Annotated in this window: 15 protein-coding genes and 4 tRNA genes; 6 read left to right on the top strand and 13 right to left on the bottom strand. The window is 60.2% G+C overall.

All coding sequences use genetic code 11. From position 1 onward, the window contains the following. Window positions 1-158: 158 nt before the first annotated feature. From PSH59_RS09250 to PSH59_RS09235, 4 genes are all read right to left on the bottom strand, one after another. Window positions 159-235, bottom strand: a tRNA-Asp gene (locus PSH59_RS09250). A 19-nt stretch (window positions 236-254) separates the two neighbouring features. Continuing rightward, window positions 255-330: transfer RNA gene (locus PSH59_RS09245), tRNA-Val, on the bottom strand. A 177-nt stretch (window positions 331-507) separates the two neighbouring features. Then, window positions 508-584, bottom strand: a tRNA-Asp gene (locus PSH59_RS09240). Window positions 585-603: 19 nt separating this feature from the next. Further along, window positions 604-679, bottom strand: a tRNA-Val gene (locus PSH59_RS09235). A 159-nt stretch (window positions 680-838) separates the two neighbouring features. Here PSH59_RS09235 and rdgC point away from each other — a divergent pair. The 3 genes from rdgC to sugE all read left to right on the top strand — a co-directional run bounded on the left by rdgC (window position 839) and on the right by sugE (window position 3,241). Beyond that, window positions 839-1,759 (top strand): recombination-associated protein RdgC, encoded by a 921-nt coding sequence (rdgC, locus tag PSH59_RS09230; protein WP_150675788.1) that lies wholly within the window; start codon window positions 839-841, stop codon window positions 1,757-1,759. Between the two features lie 96 nt (window positions 1,760-1,855). Further along, window positions 1,856-2,821, top strand: coding sequence for a bile acid:sodium symporter family protein (locus PSH59_RS09225; protein WP_248083881.1), 966 nt, complete (start codon window positions 1,856-1,858; stop codon window positions 2,819-2,821). Window positions 2,822-2,926: 105 nt separating this feature from the next. Continuing rightward, on the top strand, window positions 2,927-3,241 hold the full coding sequence (sugE, locus tag PSH59_RS09220; protein ID WP_105524638.1) for a quaternary ammonium compound efflux SMR transporter SugE: 315 nt from the start codon (window positions 2,927-2,929) through the stop codon (window positions 3,239-3,241). Window positions 3,242-3,351: 110 nt separating this feature from the next. Here sugE and PSH59_RS09215 read toward each other — a convergent pair whose 3' ends face one another. The 4 genes from PSH59_RS09215 to PSH59_RS09200 form a co-directional block, all read right to left on the bottom strand. Continuing rightward, window positions 3,352-5,226: an MFS transporter gene (locus PSH59_RS09215; protein WP_248083882.1), complete on the bottom strand. Its 1,875-nt coding sequence runs from the start codon at window positions 5,224-5,226 to the stop codon at window positions 3,352-3,354. A gap of 56 nt (window positions 5,227-5,282) precedes the next feature. Further along, window positions 5,283-6,431, bottom strand: coding sequence for a TDT family transporter (locus PSH59_RS09210; RefSeq protein WP_305394858.1), 1,149 nt, complete (start codon window positions 6,429-6,431; stop codon window positions 5,283-5,285). A 106-nt stretch (window positions 6,432-6,537) separates the two neighbouring features. Continuing rightward, window positions 6,538-6,849, bottom strand: coding sequence for a cupin domain-containing protein (locus PSH59_RS09205; RefSeq protein ID WP_248083884.1), 312 nt, complete (start codon window positions 6,847-6,849; stop codon window positions 6,538-6,540). A gap of 42 nt (window positions 6,850-6,891) precedes the next feature. Beyond that, entirely contained in the window at window positions 6,892-8,085 is a 1,194-nt protein-coding gene (locus PSH59_RS09200; RefSeq protein WP_305394857.1) for an MFS transporter, read from the bottom strand. A gap of 91 nt (window positions 8,086-8,176) precedes the next feature. Here PSH59_RS09200 and PSH59_RS09195 point away from each other — a divergent pair, with 91 nt between their 5' ends. After that, complete coding sequence (locus tag PSH59_RS09195; protein ID WP_305394856.1) at window positions 8,177-8,716, top strand: TetR/AcrR family transcriptional regulator; 540 nt, start codon at window positions 8,177-8,179, stop codon at window positions 8,714-8,716. A 72-nt stretch (window positions 8,717-8,788) separates the two neighbouring features. On the opposite strand, the gene PSH59_RS09190 is transcribed toward PSH59_RS09195, so the two are convergent. From PSH59_RS09190 to PSH59_RS09175, 4 genes are all read right to left on the bottom strand, one after another. Then, window positions 8,789-9,568, bottom strand: a complete 780-nt coding sequence (locus PSH59_RS09190) for an ABC transporter permease (protein ID WP_003172877.1) — start codon at window positions 9,566-9,568, stop codon at window positions 8,789-8,791. Next, window positions 9,565-10,497 carry an ABC transporter ATP-binding protein gene (locus tag PSH59_RS09185; RefSeq protein ID WP_090399856.1) on the bottom strand — a complete coding sequence of 311 codons (933 nt, stop codon included), beginning with the start codon at window positions 10,495-10,497 and terminating at the stop codon, window positions 9,565-9,567. Before PSH59_RS09185 ends, PSH59_RS09190 begins: the two co-directional genes overlap by 4 nt. Before the next feature lie 135 nt (window positions 10,498-10,632). Continuing rightward, the gene (locus tag PSH59_RS09180; protein ID WP_305394855.1) at window positions 10,633-11,250 is read right to left on the bottom strand and encodes a glutathione S-transferase family protein; all 618 of its coding nucleotides are present in this window, start codon (window positions 11,248-11,250) and stop codon (window positions 10,633-10,635) included. Window positions 11,251-11,306: 56 nt separating this feature from the next. Beyond that, entirely contained in the window at window positions 11,307-11,966 is a 660-nt protein-coding gene (locus PSH59_RS09175) for a transglutaminase family protein (RefSeq protein ID WP_305394854.1), read from the bottom strand. A 191-nt stretch (window positions 11,967-12,157) separates the two neighbouring features. On the opposite strand from PSH59_RS09175, the gene PSH59_RS09170 reads away from it, so the two are divergent. Together PSH59_RS09170 and PSH59_RS09165 are read left to right on the top strand one after the other, a co-directional pair. Next, window positions 12,158-14,605 (top strand): acyl-CoA dehydrogenase, encoded by a 2,448-nt coding sequence (locus PSH59_RS09170; protein ID WP_305394853.1) that lies wholly within the window; start codon window positions 12,158-12,160, stop codon window positions 14,603-14,605. A gap of 75 nt (window positions 14,606-14,680) precedes the next feature. After that, on the top strand, window positions 14,681-15,088 hold the full coding sequence (locus PSH59_RS09165; protein WP_003172871.1) for a PA2817 family protein: 408 nt from the start codon (window positions 14,681-14,683) through the stop codon (window positions 15,086-15,088). A gap of 105 nt (window positions 15,089-15,193) precedes the next feature. Here PSH59_RS09165 and PSH59_RS09160 read toward each other — a convergent pair whose 3' ends face one another. Then, complete coding sequence (locus tag PSH59_RS09160) at window positions 15,194-16,126, bottom strand: LysR family transcriptional regulator (protein ID WP_305394852.1); 933 nt, start codon at window positions 16,124-16,126, stop codon at window positions 15,194-15,196. Window positions 16,127-16,215 lie beyond the last annotated feature (89 nt).

The raw sequence follows: 16,215 nt of genomic DNA, 5'->3' as shown, positions 1-16,215 counted from the left end.
ATCGTAAAAAGGCTGCGCCAGCGGTGTACTTAAAAATGGGTACTTGAAAACCGTGGCTGGAGATGGATCTGAATGGAATTCAGAAAACGAAAAAAGCGGCACAAGGCCGCTATTTCCGTGGCTTCCAGGCGTTCAGTGGGCCTTAATGGAAGCAAATATGGCGCAGCGGACGGGACTCGAACCCGCGACCCCCGGCGTGACAGGCCGGTATTCTAACCGACTGAACTACCGCTGCGCGTAACACTTGAAGCGAATGGTGGGTGATGACGGGATCGAACCGCCGACCCTCTGCTTGTAAGGCAGATGCTCTCCCAGCTGAGCTAATCACCCTTCGTTTCGGTGTGGGCGCATCATACACCAAAAAATCGTAATGTCTTGATTTAAATGCACTTTATCTAAAAAAAGTTTCCTGCACGTTTTTTTGCCATATTTCGGACAGAAAAAAGCCCGCTCGATGAGCGGGCTTTCTGTGGTGACCTGGCGTTCAGCGTTCCAGGTTACCGAATATGGCGCAGCGGACGGGACTCGAACCCGCGACCCCCGGCGTGACAGGCCGGTATTCTAACCGACTGAACTACCGCTGCGCGTAACACATGAAGCGAATGGTGGGTGATGACGGGATCGAACCGCCGACCCTCTGCTTGTAAGGCAGATGCTCTCCCAGCTGAGCTAATCACCCTTCGTCTCGGTGTGGCGCGCATTCTACGGAGCGACCCAGGGTCTGGCAAGCACTTTCTTAAATCTTTTTTTTGAGGCCTTCCAATGGCTTAGGCAGGGTTGGCCTGGGGCGATATCAAGAGAATAATGCCCCCCTTTGTATAAAGGAGAGACTCACCCCATGTGGTTCAAGAACCTGCTTATCTATCGCCTGACCCAAGATCTGCCTGTTGATGCCGAGGCGTTGGAAACTGCAATGGCCACCAAACTGGCGCGCCCTTGTGCAAGCCAGGAGTTGACCACCTACGGTTTCGTCGCACCTTTTGGTAAAGGTGAAGATGCTCCCCTGGTACACGTCAGCGGTGACTTCCTGCTGATCGCCGCGCGCAAGGAAGAACGCATCCTGCCGGGCAGCGTGGTGCGTGACGCACTTAAAGAGAAAGTCGAAGAGATCGAGGCCGAGCAAATGCGCAAGGTCTATAAGAAGGAACGTGACCAGATCAAGGATGAAATCATCCAGGCCTTCCTGCCGCGCGCGTTTATCCGTCGTTCGTCGACCTTCGCCGCCATCGCGCCAAAACAGGGCCTGATCCTGGTCAACTCGGCCAGCCCGAAACGCGCCGAAGACTTGCTCTCGACCCTGCGTGAAGTGATCGGCACCCTGCCGGTACGGCCACTGACCGTGAAGACCGCGCCGACGGCGATCATGACCGACTGGGTTACCACCCAAAAACCGGCCGATGACTTTTTCGTCCTCGACGAATGCGAACTGCGCGACACACACGAAGACGGCGGCATTGTGCGCTGCAAGCGCCAGGACCTGACCGGCGAAGAAATCCAACTGCACCTGACCACCGGCAAAGTCGTGACTCAACTGTCACTGGCCTGGCAGGACAAGCTGTCCTTCATGCTCGACGACAAAATGACCGTCAAGCGCCTGAAATTCGAAGACCTGCTGCAGGATCAGGCGGAACAGGATGGCGGCGACGAGGCCCTGGGCCAGTTGGACGCCAGCTTTACCCTGATGATGCTGACGTTTGGCGAGTTCCTGCCGGCGCTGGTGGAAGCACTGGGCGGTGAAGAGACGCCACAAGGCATCTGACCCGACCGACCCCAAGTGAGCACGATCAGTGTGGCAGGCCTGTTTCCACACTGATCGGATCGCCACATCCAGCACGCTAATAACAAGGACATCCCCATGCGAGCACTCGCCGCCTTGAGCCGCTTCGTCGGCAATACCTTCGCCTACTGGGTGTTGATTTTCGCCGTCCTGGCCTTCCTCGAACCCAGCTGGTTCATTGGCCTTAAAAGCGCCATTGTGCCGCTGCTGGGCCTGGTGATGTTCGGCATGGGGCTGACCCTTAAACTCGATGACTTCGCCGAAGTCGCACGCCACCCCTGGCGTGTGGCGCTCGGCGTGGTTGCGCACTTTGTGATCATGCCGGGCGTGGCCTGGCTGTTGTGCCAGGTGTTTCACCTGCCGCCGGAAATTGCCGTCGGTGTGATCCTGGTCGGTTGCTGCCCAAGCGGCACTTCGTCCAACGTGATGACCTGGCTGGCCCGGGGTGACCTGGCGCTGTCGGTGGCCATTGCGGCCGTCACCACCCTCCTCGCCCCGTTGCTCACGCCGGCGCTGATCTGGCTGCTGGCCTCGGCCTGGCTGCCGGTGTCGTTCATGGAGCTGTTCTGGTCGATCCTGCAAGTGGTGCTGCTGCCGATCGTGCTCGGCGTGGTCGCACAACGCCTGCTCGGTGAGCGGGTGCGCCATGCGGTGGAGGTGTTGCCACTGGTGTCGGTGATCAGCATCGTGATCATCGTCGCAGCCGTGGTTGCCGCCAGCCAGGCGAAGATTGCCGAATCGGGCTTGCTGATCATGGCAGTGGTGATGCTGCACAACAGCTTCGGTTACGTGCTGGGCTACTTCACCGGCCGCGTGTTCAAGTTGCCCTTGGCGCAACGCAAGTCGCTGGCGCTGGAGGTGGGTATGCAGAACTCCGGGCTGGGCGCCGCGCTGGCCAGTGCGCACTTCTCGCCACTGGCGGCGGTGCCGAGTGCGCTGTTCAGCGTCTGGCACAATATTTCCGGGGCATTGCTGTCGACCTATTTCCGCCGAATGAGCGAAAAGGAAGACCGTCGAGCGGCGCAGAACACCGCGCAAACTTGATCGCCTGGTCCGTTTTCGGCACCCTACCGGCTTCGCGGGGACGACCTCGCGGCGCCAACGTGCGTTGAATCCGGGGACGACCCCGCCTGAAAAAGCGAGGTCATCATGTCCTGGATCATTCTGTTTTTCGCGGGGTTATTTGAAGTCGGTTGGGCCGTAGGCCTTAAGTACACCGACGGTTTCAGCAAGCCACTGCCCACCGCCCTGACGATTGTCGCCATGGCCATCAGCCTCGGGCTGCTGGGGCTTGCAGTCAAAGAGCTGCCACTGGGTACCGCCTATGCCGTATGGACTGGCGTAGGCGCCGTGGGCACGGTGATTGCCGGGATTATCCTGTTTGGCGAATCCATGGCGTTGTTTCGGTTGGCCAGCGTGGCACTGATCATTTGCGGGCTCATTGGCCTCAAGATCAGCACTTAAGCCACTGCCGTTTTCGCTTGCAAGCCCGCCCTCGCACCCGGCCGCATGACAACTCGGTCAAATGTGAGCGCGGGCTTGCTTGCAAAGCGTCCCTGGTAACCGGCAAGAAACTACCTGATACCCCCTCGCAATGCCCCGACGCGCACCTGTAACTGCTCAGGCGTCGCCGCGTCTGCCACCACCGGCTCACCCGCCACCAACACCACCCGCGACCAGATTCGATGGAAGAACCCCTTGTTCGGATCGCGACTGAAGAAACTCCCCCACAGCCCCTGCAACGCCATCGGAATCACCGGCACCGGCGTCTCTTCCAGAATCCGCGTCACGCCGCCGCGAAATTCGTTCATCTCGCCATCGGCGGTCAACTTGCCTTCCGGGAAGATGCATACCAACTCGCCTTCCTTCAGATACTGCGCAATGCGTGTGAAGGCTTTTTCGTAGATCTGGATGTCTTCATTGCGCCCGGCAATCGGAATCGTCCCGGCGGTGCGGAAAATGAAATTGAGCACCGGCAGGCGGTAGATCTTGTAGTACATGACAAAGCGAATCGGCCGCCGCACTGCGCCGCCAATCAACAGTGCATCGACGAACGACACGTGGTTGCACACCAGCAACGCCGCGCCTTCATCAGGAATGGCCTGCAGGTTGCGGTGCTCCACGCGGTACATGGAATGGCTGAGCAGCCAGATCATGAAACGCATGGTGAACTCGGGGACGATTTTGAAGATGTAGGTGTTGACCGCGACGTTGAGCAGCGACACCACCAGGAACAGCTCGGGGATCGACAGTTTGGCCACGCTCAGCAACAGGATCGACACTATCGCCGACACCACCATGAACAGCGCGTTGAGGATGTTGTTGGCGGCAATCACCCGTGCGCGCTCGTTCTCGGCGGTACGCGACTGGATCAGCGCATACAGCGGCACGATATAGAAACCGCCGAACACCCCCAGACCGAGAATATCGAACAACACCCACCACGCCTGGCCGACACTGAGCACCGCCAGCCAGTCGTTGGCCTGGACGTTCTGCGGGAAGCCGCCGGAATGCCACCACAACAATAGGCCGAACACCGTCAGGCCGAATGAACCGAAGGGCACCAGGCCGATTTCCACCTTACGCCCGGAGAGTTTCTCGCAGAGCATCGAACCGAGGGCGATACCCACCGAGAACACGGTGAGGATCAACGTCACCACGGTTTCGTCGCCGTACAACCACTCTTTGGCGTACGCCGGAATCTGCGTCAGGTAGATCGCCCCGACAAACCAGAACCATGAGTTGCCGACGATCGAGCGCGACACCGCCGGCGTCTGTCCCAGGCCCATGCGCAAAGTGGCCCACGACTGGGTGAAGATGTTCCAGTCCAGGCGCAACTGCGGGGTCGACGCCGCCGCACGGGGAATGCTGCGGCTGGCCAGATACCCCAGCAGCGCCACGCCGACAATCGCCACCGACACCACGGGCGCATAGTGCACGGACGACATCATGACGCCTGCGCCGATGGTGCCGGCCAGAATTGCCAGGAAGGTGCCCATTTCCACCAGGCCATTGCCGCCCACCAACTCGTCGTCATGCAGGGCCTGGGGCATGATCGAATACTTGACCGGGCCGAACAGCGCCGAGTGCGTGCCCATGGCAAACAGCGCCAACAGCATCAACTCCAGGTGGTTAGTCAGAAAGCCGGTGGCGCCCACGGCCATGATCACGATCTCGCCGATCTTGATCGCGCGGATCAGTGCGTCCTTGTTGAATTTCTCGCCAAACTGCCCGGCCAACGCCGAGAACAGAAAGAACGGCAGGATAAACAGCAGGGCACAGAGGTTGACCCAGATAGAGCGGTCACCATCGATAGTGAGCTTGTAGAGAATGGCCAGGATCAACGATTGCTTGAAGATGTTGTCGTTGAACGCGCCCAGCAACTGGGTAATGAAGAACGGCAAAAAGCGCCGCGTGCGCAGCAAGGTGAATTGCGAGGGGTGGCTCATCGTCCGTGTTCCTGCGTGGCCTTTATTTATCAGGCCACGACTTTACCTAATCGCGCTTACTTATTCCCTAATCCTGCAATACACGGTGAAACAAAAAGCTCACCTTTGTAGGCGCCTTGCACGGTGCGCTTGGCCACCACCCACCACATCAGCGCCAAGGCGACCACCAACACACTGCCAGCTACGCTGAAGAACCCCAGGTGCAGCACGGCGGCCAGTTTCAGCGTGGCCAGGGCATACACCCCCAAGGGGAAGGTAAATCCCCACCAACCGAGGTTGAACGGAATACCGGCGCGCAAGTAACGCAGGGTAATCAGCACCGCGATCAGCATCCACCACAGGCCGAAGCCCCACAACGTGATGCCCGCGATCAGGCCAAGGCCGCTGGCGATTTCACCGACGCCGGGCAGGCCATTGGCGGCAAAGATCGCAGGAGCATCGCCCCCCAGCAACAACATGCCGAGGGCCCCCGTACCAATGGGACCCAGCGCCAGCCAACTCGACGCGGCCATATTGGCGTGGGGCAGCTTATGCAGGGCCATGCGCAGCATGAGGATGGTCAGGATGCTGAACGCCACTGGCAGGGAAAACGCCCACAGCACGTAACTGGTCACCAGCATCACCAGTTGCCCATGGGCGTCGACCAGATGCGGCGCGAGCAAGCCACCACTGGCCGCGGCGACTTCGGCGGCGACCACCGGCAACAGCCACACGGCGGTCATCTGGTCGATGCTGTGTTCCTGGCGGGTGAACATCATGAACGGGATCAGCACACCGCAGGCCAGGGCCATGGCCACGTCCAGCCACCACAGGGCTTCAGCCAGGGGAATTACATCAGCCCCCCAACGTGGCAGGCCGAACACCAGCAAGCCGTTGAGAATGGTCGCCAGTCCCATGGGGATGGTGCCGAAAAACATCGACACCGTGGAGTGACCGAAGATTCGGCGTGCTTCGTGGAAAAACATCACCCAGCGCGCGCCGTACAACACGCTGAACAGAGCGAACAGGCCGATGGTAAACAGCCACAACCCTTCAGCGACCGCCCGCACCCCCGGCAGGCTCACTGGAAACTGGTCCAAGGCCAGCGCCAGCACGCCGGTGCCCATGGTCGCGGCAAACCAGTTCGGGGTGAATTGGCGGATCACTTCCCGCGGACGGGTCAGGTGACTGAAGGGCTTGTAACTAAATGTATTGGAGCAGGTCATGATGAACATCCTCTTCCTCGCATGAGGTTGAGACCATGGTAGAACCTGATCGAATATCTATATAACGGGTAATATCTCTAACTGTTATCTGTTTTACCAATAAGCGCTAGACACTGCCCTCGCCTTCTATCACCAGAATCCGCGCCGGGCCCTGGGGATGCGCCACATGCTCGGTGCCGACGCTGGCGTAGAAAATGTCTCCCACGGCCAACTCCGCCACCTGCTCAAACCCCTTGTCGCGGTAGTGCATGTTCACCCGCCCATCCAACACCACGAACACTTCTTCACCGTCGTTGATGTGCCAGCGATAGGGCTGATCGGTCCAATGCAAACGGGTGGTGATGCCGTTCATGTTGGCGATATCCAATGCTTCCCAGGCACGGCTGCCGGTGAAGTCCTTGCTGCGGATGATCTTCATACTTGAATCTCACGGCTTTGGGTGTCGCCGATTATTACCGGATCAGCGGTTGGATGTCGCCCTGGCCCTGTAGGAATCCTGCACCAGCAGCGCGATCAAGGCGCTGAGTGCCAGCACGATCAACAACACGCCATAGGCGTCGGTGGTCACAACCAAGCCAAACCGGCGGATCAAGTTACCCGCCAACAGCGACGGCACGCAGAAGGCCAGGTAACTGAGCACATAAAACGCCGACATCAACCCCGCCCGCTCGTAGGGCAACGCCAGCGGCACCACGCTGCGTACAGCGCCCAGGAACCCGGCGCCGAAACCGCTGCCGGCAATCAACGTCGCGGCGAAAAACAACGCCACGCTCCCCGCGTGCACAGCGCTCAGGATCAGCGCCACGCCCACCGCCAGCAACCCCGCCCCCAGGCGCAGAACCCTGTCGGCCGGGCGACTGCGCAGGCGGTAAATCATCACGGCACCGCTCAATGTGAGCACCGCCACCAACCCGCCACCGATCAGGTTTGACGTCGACCCGGTCGCGGCCCGCACCAGCGACGGCGCCAGGGACAGATAAAAACCACCCATGGCCCACACCGCGACATCCACCGGCAAGGCAATCCACAACGCGCGGCGCGCCTGGGCCGGCACATGCAAGGTGGGCCACAGGGAAGCCATCGCGCCGGGCATTGGGCTGACGGTTTCCGGCAGGCGCCATACATACAGCGCTTGCAGGAGCATCAAGCTAAGCAGCACCCAATAGATCAAGGTGGTCGGCAACGGCGCGTACTCCACCAGCAGGCTGCAGCCCATCGCCCCACACGCCATCCCCAACAACGGCGCCACGCTGTTGACCAGCGGCCCCTGTTGGCGATCGGTGTCGAGCAACGCCGCCCCCAGCACCGCGGTGGCCATGCCGGTGGCAAAGCCCTGTAACGTACGGGCGGCGATCAGCCAAGCCACGCTGCTTTCATTGATAAACAGCAACATCGCCAACATGTTCAGAACCAGCGCGGCAAAAATCACCGGCCTGCGCCCCAGGTGGTCCGACAGCGAACCCACAGTCAGCAGCGCCGCCAGCAGGCTCAAGGCGTAGACGCCAAAGATCAGCGTGAGCGTGCCCGCCGAAAAATGCAGGCCTTCTTGATACAGGTGGTACAACGGCGTCGGCGCGCTGGAAGCGGCCAGAAACGTCAGCAACGTGATCGCGAGGAATACCAGGCTGGAACGGTGAGAAGTCAGGCTAGTCATGGGCACGCTCCGCTAAAGCTAATATTTTGCTTTTGTGGAGTGTGCGACTGACCAGCGCTTAAAGCAAATTCTTTGTGTTAAGGTCGCAAACATGGCGATCAAAGAAGGCCTCCGCCCGGGGGGCCGTAGTGCCCGGGTACAAGAATCCGTTCATTCGGCAGTGCGCGAACTGTTGGAGACCCATGAACGCACGAGCGTGACCGTGCCCCTGATTGCCGCACGCGCAGGCGTCACGCCGTCGACCATCTACCGGCGCTGGGGCGAGCTGTCCGCGCTGCTGGCCGATGTGGCCGTTGCGCGCATGCGCCCGGACAGCGAACCAGCCAATACCGGCAGCCTGCGCGGGGACCTGCAAGCCTGGGCCGAGCAATACCTGGATGAAATGAGTTCGGAGCTTGGGCGCAATATGATGCGCGACGTGCAGTGCAGCCTGACGCCGGGCCAGTGCGTGAGCATCTTGAGTCGGCAGTTGCAGACAATCGTCGACCGCTACCCGCAAGACACACCGCCGAGTGTCGACCGGTTGATCAATCTGATCGCGGCGCCGACAGTGTTTCGTATTTTGTTCTCAACGTCGCCGCTGGCTGTTGAAGAGTTGCACGCGCTGATTGATCTGGCGCTGAAAAACTAAAGCCTGCACTTAAACAACATGTGGGAGGGGCAATCCCCCTCCCACATTTTTTGGCCGCCGTTAAGTCAGCATTTAAGTGCGCATCCCCCGACCACTCACCAGCAACCGCGCGCAACCGATGTACAACACCACCGTGGCCACGATCATGAAAGTGATCGCCACGCTGATCTTGATATCCGACACGCCCAGGATGCCGTAGCGGAAGGCGTTGACCATGTGCAGCACCGGGTTGGCCAGCGACACCGTCTGCCAGAATGGCGGCAACAAGGTGATGGAATAGAACACTCCGCCCAGGTAAGTCAGCGGCGTCAGCACGAAAGTCGGGATGATCGAAATGTCATCGAAATTGCGTGCGAATACAGCGTTGATGAACCCCAGCAGCGAGAAGATCGTCGCCGTCAGCACCACCACCAGAATGGTCAAGCCCAGGTGATGCACCTGCAGGTGGGTAAAGAACAGCGACAGCAGTGTCACGATCACACCGACCATCAAACCGCGCAGTACGCCGCCCAGGGTGTAGCCGATCAGAATGGTGTGCGGCGACACCGGCGACACCATCAGCTCTTCGATGGAGCGCTGGAACTTGCTGCCGAAGAAACTCGACACCACGTTGCCGTAGGAGTTGGTGATCACCGACATCATGATCAAGCCCGGTACGATGTACTCCATGTAGGTAAAACCACCCATGTCGCCGATCTGCCGACCGATCAGGTTACCGAAGATCACGAAGTACAAAACCATGGTGATCGCCGGCGGCAGCAAGGTCTGCGGCCAGATCCGGGTAAAGCGCTTCACTTCGCGGTAGACGATGGTTTGCAGGGCAACAAGGTTGGGTTGCAGTTCCGAACTCATACCGCCACCTTCGTCAGATTTTTCTCCACCAGGGACACGAACAACTCCTCAAGGCGATTGGTTTTATTACGCAGGCTCAGCACCTCAATGTTCTGGGTCGCCAACTGAGTGAACAGCGCGGTGATGCCCATGGCCTTGTCCACCTGGACTTCCAGGGTGTGGCTGTCCACCAGGCGACTCGGGTAGCCGAGCAGTTGCGGCGCCACCGACAGGTTGTTCTTCAGGTCCAGCAGGAAGGTTTCCACATGCAACTGTCCCAGCAGATTACGCATGCTGGTGTTCTCGACGATGGTGCCGTGGTCGATGATGCCGATGTTGCGGCACAGTTGCTCAGCCTCCTCCAGGTAATGGGTGGTGAGGATGATGGTAATGCCCTTCTCGTTCAGTTCAGTGAGGAAGGTCCACATCGAACGACGCAGCTCGATGTCCACGCCAGCGGTGGGTTCGTCGAGGATCAGCAGACGCGGTTCATGCACCAGCGCACGGGCGATCATCAGGCGCCGCTTCATACCGCCGGAGAGCGAGCGCGACGGCACGTCGCGTTTGTCCCACAGGCCCAGTTGGGTCAGGTATTGCTCGGCGCGCTCCTTGGCGATTTTCGCCGGGATGCCGTAGTAGCCGGCCTGGGTCACGACGATGTCGAAGGTCTTTTCAAACTGGTTGAAATTGAATTCCTGGGGCACAACGCCGATGGAGCGCTTGAGCGCCGCCGGGGATTTGTCCAGGTCGTGACCGAAGATATTCACCGTGCCGCTGGTCTTGTTGACCAGGGTGGAGAGGATACCGATGGTGGTGGATTTACCGGCACCGTTGGGGCCGAGCAAGGCGAAGAAGTCACCTTCGGCAACGTCCAGATCGATACCACTCAGGGCCTGGAAACCGTTGCCGTAGGTTTTGGTTAGCTGCCGGATGGACAGAGCGGAACTCATATCGGAATACGCACCAAAGAAGGGAATAGAAAGAATAGATGAGGGCGCAGCGCAGGTAGTTCAACCCGGGATGCATGGCGGGCATGGTGCGTGCCCGCGCAGCACAAGTACAGTCACCCGTATTAATAGTGGGTATTAAGTCAACGCAGTCATCACCGCTTTGCGGTAGGCCGGGCGTTGTTGCAGGCGCGCATACCAGGCCTCTAGATGCGGCATTGCAGGGCGTTCGATGGGCATCTCGAACCAGGCGTAGATAAAGCAGCCCAGGGGGATGTCACCCATACCGAACGTATCGCCCGACAGGTAAGGGTGGTCGGCCAGTGCCTGGTCGACGGTCGCGAGAGCATCGATACATGCTTGGCGCCCGGCGTTGATGCTGTCCCAGTTCTGTTTGTCCGCCGGGGTGCGCACGATGCCCCAGAACACGGCTTTGAACGGCTCGGCCAGGGTCGAGGTGGTCCAGTCCATCCATTTTTCGGCGTTGGCCCGGGCTTGCAGATCACTCGGGTAAAACGCCGACGCGTGTTTGGCGCAGAGGTAACGCACGATGGTGTTGGATTCCCACAACACAAAATCACCATCCTGGATCACTGGCACCCGGCCATTGGGGTTCATCTCCCGGTACTGCGGGGTGTCCACCACACCAAAAGCCCCGCCTGCATCAATGGCTTCATACTCCAGACCGAGTTCCTCGGCGCACCACAGTGCTTTACGGACGTTTGATGAATTTTTACGACCCCAGATCTTCAGCATGACCGCGCCTTATCGTTGATGAACATGGCTTGATGAACGCAGCAGCATACGCCGGTTCATTCGCGGCTCAAATCGCTCTGCATGTCGCCCAGCAGGCTTGGCAGGTGTTCCTCAAACAGGTGCGGGTAGCATTTCTGAATATGGCCGAAGAACAACTCTTCAGGCACATCGGCAAATTGGCCGTGGTCCACGACGTACTCCATCGAGCGCTGGCCCTGGCGGTTGAACGCATGAAACACGCTGTCGTTGAGCCCATCGAAGGGTAACGGCGGCACATCGAACACCTCACACAGTTGCGCATTGAACGCCGGCGTGGCCTTGACCCAGGCGCCGTTCAGGTACAACTCGGTGTAGCCGTGCATGGCGAACACGTCACTCTTGAGCAGCGCGAGCAAGCGCGGCGTCGACAAGTGATTGCGCACATCCGCCAGGCCGATGCGCGCCGGGATGCCGCAGTGACGTGCGCAGGCCGCCAGCAAGGTGGCCTTGGGCACGCAGTAGCTCTCACGGGTGGCCAACGCAAAGCTGGCATTCAAGGTGCCTGGATCACGGCTGAAGGTATACGGGTTGTAGCGCACGGCCTCACGTACGGCGTAGTACAGACTGACTGCCTGGTCACGCAGATCCGCGCTGGAACCGCGATGTTTTTCGGCGAACTCCACCACCGCAGGGTGGTCACTATCGATGAAGCGGCTGGGCCTCAGGTACGTTTCCATGCGCGTTATCTCCGAAGGAAGCCTGGAGTTTAACGACAGGCCTGCCACAGAGATAACGACGATTCGGCCAAATGTCGGCGCCTGTTGATCGGTGCCTTCAGTACAACTCGTAACACCCTGACTGCCGCGCTTTCTCGGATGCCGACTAAGCTCCTTGGTGGTTTCGCCCCTGGTTTCACGGAGGATTGAATATGCTGTTGTTGTGGATACTGGTTCTGGTGGTCGGCGTTGCCTACCTGGCACACCGCCGCACCGCGCCCCTGCCCGCCCTGGGCGTGGTCGCCGTTTACCTGTTGGCGATGGGCGCCTGGAGCCATGCACCGGGTTGGCTGCTGCTGATTTTCTGGGTCTTGATCGCTGTAATCGCAGCGCCGTTGTTGCTACCGGACCTGCGCCGCCAATACTTCACCAAGCCGCTGTTCAGTTGGTTTCAGAAAGTGTTGCCGCCGATGTCCGAAACCGAACGCGACGCCATCGATGCCGGCACTGTGTGGTGGGATGGTGAGTTGTTCAGCGGTCGCCCCGACTGGGACAAGTTGCTGGCCTACCCCAAAGTCCGACTGACCGAAGAAGAACAGGCCTTCATTGATGGCCCCACGGAAGAACTCTGTGCCATGGTCAGCGACTGGGACATTGGCCAGGCCATGGACCTGCCCCCGGCCGCCTGGGCGCACATCAAGACCCATGGCTTTTTCGCCCTGATCATTCCCAAGGAATACGGCGGCAAAGGGTTCTCCGCCTATGCCCATTCCCAGGTCGCGATGAAACTCGCCACCCGCAGCGGCGACCTGGCCTCTACCGTGATGGTGCCCAACTCCCTCGGTCCAGCCGAGTTGTTGCTGCACTACGGCACCGAAGAACAACGTAACCACTACCTGCCACGTCTGGCACGCGGCGACGATATCCCGTGCTTTGCCCTAACCGGCCCGCTGGCCGGCTCCGACGCCGGCGCCATGCCCGACACCGGCGTGATCTGCAAAGGTGAATGGGAAGGCCAGGAAACCCTCGGCCTGCGCCTGAACTGGGAAAAACGCTACATCACCCTCGGCCCCGTCGCGACGCTGCTCGGGCTGGCCTTCAAGGCCTATGACCCAGACCATCTGCTGGGCGACGAGGAAGATCTGGGCATCAGCCTGGCGCTCATTCCCACCGATACCCCCGGCGTAGAGATCGGTCGCCGTCACCTGCCCCTGGGCGCCGCTTTCATGAACGGCCCCAATTCCGGCAAGGACGTATTCATCCCCCTGAGCTACCTGATCGGCGGCCAGGAAATGCTCGGCAAGGGCTGGATGATGCTGATGAACTGCCTGTCGGTGGGCCGCTCCATTTCCCTGCCGGCCGTCGGTACTGGCGCGGCCAAGTTCACCAGCCTGGTGACCGGCCAATATGCCCAAGTGCGCGAGCAGTTCAACGTGCCGCTGTCGGCCTTCGAAGGTATCCAGGAAGCCTTGGCGCGGATTGGCGGTAACGCCTGGCTGATGGACAGCGCACGCATGCTCACCGCCAATGCGGTTGACCTGGGCGAGAAACCCTCGGTGCTGTCGGCGATCCTCAAGTACCACCTCACCGAGCGCGGTCGCGAGTGCATCAGCCACGCGATGGATGTGCACGGCGGCAAGGGCATCATCATGGGCCCGAATAACTACCTGGGCCGCAGTTGGCAAGGCGCGCCCATTTTCATCACGGTGGAAGGCGCGAATATCCTCTCGCGCAACCTGATGATCTTCGGCCAGGGCGCGATCCGATGCCATCCGTTCGTGCTCAAGGAGATGGCCCTGGCCGGGCGTGAGGACCGCGACCAGGCGCTGAAGGAATTCGACGGCCTGCTGATGCAACACATCGGGTTTGCCGTGAGCAACGCCGCCAGTACCCTGGTGCTGAACCTCGGCCTCGGCCATTTCGAAAAAGCCCCCGGCAACCGCCTCAGCCAGGGTTATTTCCGCGCGCTCAATCGTCAGGCCGCCGCATTCGCCCTGCTCGCCGACCTGAGCATGATGCTGTTGGGCGGCGAATTGAAACGTCGCGAGCGCCTGTCGGCGCGTCTGGGCGATGTGCTGAGCCACATGTACCTGGCGTCGGCGGCGCTCAAGCGTTATCACGACCTGGATTCGCCGGACCATATGGAACCGCTGTTCGCCTGGGCCATGGAAGAAAGCCTCGGTGAATCGGAACGCGCACTGGATGAACTGCTGAGCAACTTCCCCAGCAAGGTGCTTGGCTGTCTGCTGCGGGTGATCGTGTTCCCGTTCGGCCGCCGCCATACCGGGCCGTCGGATGCACTGGATGCCCAGGTAGCCGCAGTGATCGGCCGTGCCAAAGGTGACCCGACCCTGGAAGAATTGCTGGCCGGCTGCTACCGCCCGCAATCGGCGGACGATCCGGTGGGCGCGCTGCAACAGGCTTACGATCTGCTCGGTGCCAGCCATCCGCTGCAGAAAAAACTCCATACCGCGCTGAAAAGCGGCCAGTTCAAACCGACTGCCGGCGAGCATGCCATCGATGCCGCCCTGAATACCGGCGTGTTGCAGCCGGCCGAAGCGCAGACCCTGCGTGACGCCGAAACAGCGCGACGCAAGGTGATCGACGTGGATGATTTCAACAAGGAAGAACTGACCCAGGCCGAAGGCAAAGTGCGCTGAGTCCAGCGGTCATATAAATACGGGCACGAGGGCTATATACTCTCGCGCCCGTTTTTGCTTTAGAGGACTTATCTCGTGTCCAACGTCGTTGCCGATCATCTCGTCTTGCTCGACCACTTGCGCAGCATCCTGGTTGCCGTCGGCGAAGCCGAACAAGTGCCCGAGGAGAGCCACACCCTGTTCCTGGAGCGCTTTGACGAACTGCGCGCCCTGTTGCCGATCGACCCGATCGAAAGCCAGTACCTGGGCCAGGACCTGATGAGCCAGGTCATCCTGCGTTACCCGCAAATTGCCCATCTGGTGCCGCGCGACCTGCTGTGGTTCTTTGGCGGCGATTGCCTGCACTTCATGCCCGACGAAGAACTGGACCTGTACCAGGCCCTGGAAGAACGTCGCCATGAAGCCGAGCTGAACGACGAACCGTTCGACTGGAACCAGGAGAAGCAGCTGCTGGCCATGCCCCAGGATCAAAGCAAACACTGACGTGGGAAGCGCCCTTCTCCGGGCGCCGACTTGCCTGCGATGGTATTGCCTCGGCCCAACTGACGGACCTTGTCGCCCACATCGCAGCCAAGCGGGCTCCCTCGCCTACCTGCGATGCAATGTCGGCTCCTTCGCCATGCACGCCACCAGGTAATCGATGAACACCCGCAACTTCGGCGGCAGGTAGCGCGTAGGCGAATGCAGCAGCCAAGCCTGACCATGGTAGGACGCAATAAACTCCCACTCCGGCAACACCTGCACCAAGTGCCCCGCCTCCAAGGCATGGCGCGCCGTAAAGTACGGCAGACTGCCAATCCCGACATCCTGCAACACCGCTTCCAGCCGAACGCCAGTATGGTTCGCTGCATAACGCCCACGCACGCCGACGGTCACGGTCTTACCGCCCTGGCGGAACTTCCAGCGTGAGTCCGCCGGGGTTTCACCCAGGTAAATGCAACTGTGCTTCAGCAAGTCATGGGGATGTCCAGGCGTGCCATGTTCAGCCAAATACTGCGGCGTCGCACAGAGCAAATGTTCGATCGGCAATAACTGGCGCCCCACCAGGCCCGGCGGGGGGCTGTCGGTGATGCGGATGCTCAAGTCGACATTGTCATCGATCAGGTCCACGTGCCGGTCCTCAAGGATCAACTGCACGTCCACCTTGGGGTAACGCCGCAGAAACGCCGGCATGTGCGGATGCACCACAAACCGCCCCACCGCCTTGGGCACACTGACCCGCACCAGGCCCTCGGCTTCGTGGGTGAACTGGCCGCTGATTTCCATCACCGAATGCGCCGCATTGACCATCTCCTGACAGCGCTTGAACACCTCTTCACCGCCCTCGCTCAGGCGCAATTTGCGCGTGGTGCGTTGCAGCAGACGGGTGGCCAGGGCCTTTTCCAGGCGTGAAATGCTGCGGCTCACCGCCGACGGCGAAACGCTCAATTGCCGCGCCGCTTCAGAAAAGCTGCCGGTCTCCACCACTTTGACGAAAATCGCCATTTCGCCCAGCAGCGGCAAAGGAAGATTAATGCTCATGAAGCACAGGTCCATTGATAATTGGGCGGATTATCACCCATATGCGCACTATTTATACTGCCCGCAGAACCCTGATGCGGATGTAGACC

Source organism: Pseudomonas sp. FP2309 (assembly GCF_030687575.1).
Taxonomy (GTDB): Bacteria; Pseudomonadota; Gammaproteobacteria; order Pseudomonadales; family Pseudomonadaceae; genus Aquipseudomonas.
The sequence above is the reverse complement of the archived record's forward strand: the minus strand, read 5'-3'. Positions and strand labels throughout refer to the sequence as shown.

What these genes read in the sequence shown, in the direction of transcription:
- rdgC (WP_150675788.1), top strand. Translation starts at nt 839, where the DNA reads ATGTGGTTCAAGAACCTGCTTATCTATCGCCTGACCCAAGATCTGCCT.
- PSH59_RS09225 (WP_248083881.1), top strand. Translation starts at nt 1,856, where the DNA reads ATGCGAGCACTCGCCGCCTTGAGCCGCTTCGTCGGCAATACCTTCGCC.
- sugE (WP_105524638.1), top strand. Translation starts at nt 2,927, where the DNA reads ATGTCCTGGATCATTCTGTTTTTCGCGGGGTTATTTGAAGTCGGTTGG.
- PSH59_RS09215 (WP_248083882.1), bottom strand. Translation starts at nt 5,226, where the DNA reads ATGAGCCACCCCTCGCAATTCACCTTGCTGCGCACGCGGCGCTTTTTG.
- PSH59_RS09210 (WP_305394858.1), bottom strand. Translation starts at nt 6,431, where the DNA reads ATGACCTGCTCCAATACATTTAGTTACAAGCCCTTCAGTCACCTGACC.
- PSH59_RS09205 (WP_248083884.1), bottom strand. Translation starts at nt 6,849, where the DNA reads ATGAAGATCATCCGCAGCAAGGACTTCACCGGCAGCCGTGCCTGGGAA.
- PSH59_RS09200 (WP_305394857.1), bottom strand. Translation starts at nt 8,085, where the DNA reads ATGACTAGCCTGACTTCTCACCGTTCCAGCCTGGTATTCCTCGCGATC.
- PSH59_RS09195 (WP_305394856.1), top strand. Translation starts at nt 8,177, where the DNA reads ATGGCGATCAAAGAAGGCCTCCGCCCGGGGGGCCGTAGTGCCCGGGTA.
- PSH59_RS09190 (WP_003172877.1), bottom strand. Translation starts at nt 9,568, where the DNA reads ATGAGTTCGGAACTGCAACCCAACCTTGTTGCCCTGCAAACCATCGTC.
- PSH59_RS09185 (WP_090399856.1), bottom strand. Translation starts at nt 10,497, where the DNA reads ATGAGTTCCGCTCTGTCCATCCGGCAGCTAACCAAAACCTACGGCAAC.
- PSH59_RS09180 (WP_305394855.1), bottom strand. Translation starts at nt 11,250, where the DNA reads ATGCTGAAGATCTGGGGTCGTAAAAATTCATCAAACGTCCGTAAAGCA.
- PSH59_RS09175 (WP_305394854.1), bottom strand. Translation starts at nt 11,966, where the DNA reads ATGGAAACGTACCTGAGGCCCAGCCGCTTCATCGATAGTGACCACCCT.
- PSH59_RS09170 (WP_305394853.1), top strand. Translation starts at nt 12,158, where the DNA reads ATGCTGTTGTTGTGGATACTGGTTCTGGTGGTCGGCGTTGCCTACCTG.
- PSH59_RS09160 (WP_305394852.1), bottom strand. Translation starts at nt 16,126, where the DNA reads ATGAGCATTAATCTTCCTTTGCCGCTGCTGGGCGAAATGGCGATTTTC.